The sequence below is a fragment of the Streptomyces atriruber genome (genome assembly GCF_001418325.1).
Taxonomy (GTDB): domain Bacteria; phylum Actinomycetota; class Actinomycetes; order Streptomycetales; family Streptomycetaceae; genus Streptomyces; species Streptomyces atriruber.
In genome coordinates, this window is record NZ_LIPN01000278.1 from 1 (window position 1) to 4,028 (window position 4,028).

A 4,028-nucleotide genomic window follows, 5' to 3' on the forward strand; every position below is an offset into this window, starting at 1 on the left:
GGTGGGGGGTGTGCCTGGGCCTGGGCCTGCTCTGGTCGGTCATTCTCCTCAGCCACCAGTTCACGGGTGTCGTCGCGTCGTGCGGCGGTCTCGCGATGGTGCTCGGGGCGCGGCCGTGGCCGTCGCGGGCGGTGCTGGTGCGGCTGGGCGGGGGACTGGCGCTGGGGATCGCCGTGCTGGCGGTCTGGCCCTACTACTCCTTCTTCGACCTCTTCGGAGCGGGGGGCCTGGAGCAGATCCACCGCTCGCTCTACCGGCACCTCCTCCCGCACTTCGGCCTGGCCCTGCCGGGCGTGGTGGCACTGGCACTGCGTCGGAGCCGGGACCGCCGTGATCCGCTCGTGCTCTTCTTCGCCCTTGGCGTCGCCATGTTCGCGGCGGGCGGCCTGACCGGCCACTACTCGTGGGGCAGGGTGCTGCCCGCGGCCCTGATCCCGGCCCAACTGGCGGCGGCCCTCGAAGTCTTCGAGCTGGGACGGGCCGGGATGCGCCGCGCCTTCGCGGGGCTGCTGGGCGTGGCGCTGCTCGTCGGCGCGTGGACGCAGGCGGGCACGCTCGGCTACGCGGTGCCGCGCGATGCGTTGCCGGCGCGGGTCGCCGCCAAGTACAAGCCCCCGTGGCCCGGCTACAACTGGCTCGCCCCGAAGGTGGAGTACGGCGACGTGGTGATGGCGAAGACGTTCCCCTCCCGCCAGATCCCGGCGTACGGCCCCTACACGGTGGCCCCCGGCTACCCGGACTTCTTCCTCCCGGACCAGGAGGAGCGGGTAGCCGCGGTGCGCGACTACTTCGCGGCGGGGACGCCGCGGGCGGAACGGCTGGACATCCTGCGCAGGTACGGGGTGCGGTGGGTCGTGGAGTACCCCGGGGACGGTGGGCTGCGGGCCGACGACTCGGCGCTGCGGCGGGCGGGCACGGGGCCCAAGGGGCAGGTTCTTTATGAGGTGGTGGGCTGAGGCGTTGGCGGGCCGGGGGTCCCGGGTCCCTGGCTACTCCGGTGTGAACTCGTACTGCATCTCGTAGAGATGACCGGCTTTGACCATGACAGTGACTTCGATCGGGAGGTCGCCGTCGCTGTGTACTACGCGCAGGGTGCGGAGCACGGGGAGGTCGCTGGGGAGTCGCAAGGCCTGGAACTGTTCCTGGGTCGGGACCCGCGCTGACACGCGGTCGACGCTGAGGCGGGGTGGGAAGCCGAGTCCGGAGAGGAGGGCAGGGGTGCCGCCCTTGATCTTCCGCTTCTTCGTGATGGCGGTGCCTCGGGCGATGCCCAACGGGTAGTAGGACTTGACCAGTTCGACTGGTTCGTCATCGATGGTGAGGATCTGCTGCCGGAGCAGCGCGGTCTCGTCCACGGCGAGGCCAAGGGCTGCCGAGACATCTGCCGGAGGCCGGACCTCCGCGACCTCCAACAAGGTGCTGTGCGCTGCCGCTCCGTACCTGGTGGCCTCGGTGAGCCAGCGGTAGGGCTCGCCCGGAGCGGCCGGTGACATGTAGGACGCCGGGCGCATGGTCCGCTGGCGGTGTTCGCGCACAGTGACCGCAGCTCCGGCTCGTCCGACGACGAGCCCCTCCTCCTTGAGGAGCTGGAGCGCCTTCTGGATGGTCGCGTTGGACGCCTCGAACCGCTCCTTCAGCTGATGGGTCGAAGGCAGCTTCGATCCCGGTGCGAGGTCGCCGCTCATGATCTCGTCGCGGAGATCGGCGGCGATCCGCTCATGCAGGGACCGGCGGTCGTCGATGCCGTTGTCGGTGTGGGGCACGGTCATCCGATCCTGATCTCGTAACGGAGCTGCTGGCGGTGGGCGGGCATGACCATCATGTCGGCCTGGATGGGACGGTCTTCGGCGTCCAGCGTGACCCTGTTGAGCCGGAGGACCGGCTCGGTCGGTTCAAGGTGGAGGGCCGCGCGCTCGTCGGTGTCGGGCATACGGGCGGTCACGTCCTCTTGGACGCGCACGCCGATGTGGCCGAGTCCGGCGAGGAGCGTCACTGCGCCGCCGCGGATCTTGCCCGTCTCGGCGAGGGGCGTGCCGCGGGCGATGGCGGCGGGGTAGTAGGTGTCCGTCAATTCGCACGGTTCGCCGTCGAGTTCGATGATGCGGCGGCGTACGACGACGGGGGTTCCGGGGCTGACGTGGAGGAGTTCTGCGACGTCGTCCGGTGCGGGGACCTCGCCGGCGTGTGCGATGCGCTGGGTGCCCCTGCCGCCATGGGCGGCCGCCTCCTCGGCCCAGGCATCGGACTGCCCCTTGCCTCGGGGGCTCAGGTACGGCATTGAGGTGCTGACCCACGTGCTGTCGCTCACGGTGTCCTCCTGAGGGCCGGTGGTGGGCAACCTTGCCGCTTTACACGTTAAGCGAATTACTTGGCGTGGTCACCCTGGCCTAACCTTGCTGCTTTTCGCGAATAGCGGTACTTTCCCGGCAATCGTACAGCCCAGGAACTAGGCGGTGGTTCACCGTGCCTCTGTCACGGCAACGACGATTCTCCCGCGACGGCAGATCTGTGGGTGCCGCGCGTGCCTTCGCTGTCGAGACCCTCGACGAGTGGGGCATAACGGTCCGGCAAGACGACATCCGGCTCTGCGTTTCCGAACTTGCCACGAACGCTGTGCTGCACGGCGCCCTTCCTGGGCGGGAGTTCTGTCTGCGGATCATCGCTGACGACGCGATCGTCCGGATCGAAGTCCGTGACAGCGGGAGTGGGCGACCGGAGGTGCCGTGTGCCGCTGTTGATGCGGATGAGGAGGGCGGGCGAGGGCTTCTCCTCGCGACGACTCTGAGCGACGACTTCGGTGTCACGGCGCATGTCTCGGGGAAGACCGTGTGGCTCGTCTTCAAGGTCGGCCTTGCTGTCTGAGGGAGTGGTAGAGGCGTGGACCGGGCACGAGCAGGTGGCGACGGACCTGCGGCGGGACTGTCGGTCACGACCGCGGTCGCCGACCTGCTGGAGAAGGGAGCGAGCCACCATGGCTGACGCTGCGCTGTCGGAGCAGTCGAGAGCGGACCTCGTGCGGAGGCTGTCTGCGTCGGGAGCCCTGCGCGATCCCGGATGGAGAGCCGCCGTGCTGTCCGTGCCGCGTGAGGTGTTCCACGCGCGGGGATGGTTCGAGCAGGTAGACGGAGGATGGTACCGGCCGGTGGCCCCGGCGGCCGGGGATCCGCCGCCAGGTCGGCACGGATCTACGAGGACGACACCCTCGTGACGCAGGTGGCCGGGAGCGTCCTCGCCGACCAGGTCGAGGGACGGGTCGCCGCCGCACCCTCTTCGTCGTCCACCCTGCCGAGCCTCGTCGTGCGGATGCTGGAAAGTCTGCGGGTGACGGAGGGTGCGCGCGTCCTGGAGGTCGGCACGGGTGCGGGCTGTTCGACCGCTCTGCTCTGCCATGTCGTCGGCGAGGACGGCGTCACCACGGTCGAGGTCGACGCGGAGGTGTCGGCGCGTGCCGGTATCGCGCTTGCGGGCACCGGGTACTGGCCTGCGCGTGTGGCCGGGGACGGGCTGGCGGGGCATGAGCAGGGTCGCCCCTGTGACCGCGTGATCGCCACGTGCGGTGTCCACACCGTGCCCGCCGACTGGTTGGCGCAGACCCGGCCCGGAGGCGAGGTTCTGGTCACCGTCGGCGGGTGGATGCAGGCATCCGAACTCGTACGGCTCACGGTCGCCGACGACGGCACGGCAAGCGGACCGGTTCTCGGCGGGCAGGTCTCGTTCATGCTCGCCCGACCTCACCTTCCGCCCCCGCTCGGACGTGCTCGAGACTGGACGGCCCGGTTCGTGGCGCAGTTCGCCGTGCCGGGTGCACAGCGGCTCACGTTGGAGCCGGACGGTCGGACGGGTGCCCACCGGCCGACCGTATGCGGCTGCATGTCGGTCCGGCGGGGCAGCGGCTGACCTGGGCGTGACCGTGAGCGGTCAACACCGTTCCGCTGTTGGGCGCGGTCAACTGATGTTGATCTCGTAGCGGAGTTGCTGGTGGTGGGCGGGCGGCGCCGAGGGGGTGACCGCTGGGTGCTGGGTGAGGC

5 protein-coding genes are annotated in these 4,028 nt (G+C 70.0%); 3 read left to right on the forward strand and 2 right to left on the reverse strand.

Going from position 1 to position 4,028, the window contains the following annotated elements:
• Positions 1-956: hypothetical protein (locus AOK03_RS26890; RefSeq protein ID WP_055567935.1), on the forward strand; the 956-nt coding region annotated here is incomplete at its 5' end.
• A 33-nt stretch (positions 957-989) separates the two neighbouring features.
• Here AOK03_RS26890 and AOK03_RS26895 read toward each other — a convergent pair.
• On the reverse strand, positions 990-1,769 hold the full coding sequence (locus tag AOK03_RS26895; protein WP_055567932.1) for a GntR family transcriptional regulator: 780 nt from the start codon (positions 1,767-1,769) through the stop codon (positions 990-992).
• Entirely contained in the window at positions 1,766-2,308 is a 543-nt protein-coding gene (locus AOK03_RS26900) for a GntR family transcriptional regulator (protein WP_055567933.1), read from the reverse strand. Before AOK03_RS26900 ends, AOK03_RS26895 begins: the two co-directional genes overlap by 4 nt.
• Before the next feature lie 155 nt (positions 2,309-2,463).
• Here AOK03_RS26900 and AOK03_RS26905 point away from each other — a divergent pair, with 155 nt between their 5' ends.
• Complete coding sequence (locus tag AOK03_RS26905; protein ID WP_055567934.1) at positions 2,464-2,862, forward strand: ATP-binding protein; 399 nt, start codon at positions 2,464-2,466, stop codon at positions 2,860-2,862.
• 267 nt (positions 2,863-3,129) lie between these two features.
• Positions 3,130-3,897 carry a methyltransferase domain-containing protein gene (locus AOK03_RS26910; RefSeq protein WP_244177766.1) on the forward strand — a complete coding sequence of 256 codons (768 nt, stop codon included), beginning with the start codon at positions 3,130-3,132 and terminating at the stop codon, positions 3,895-3,897.
• Positions 3,898-4,028 lie beyond the last annotated feature (131 nt).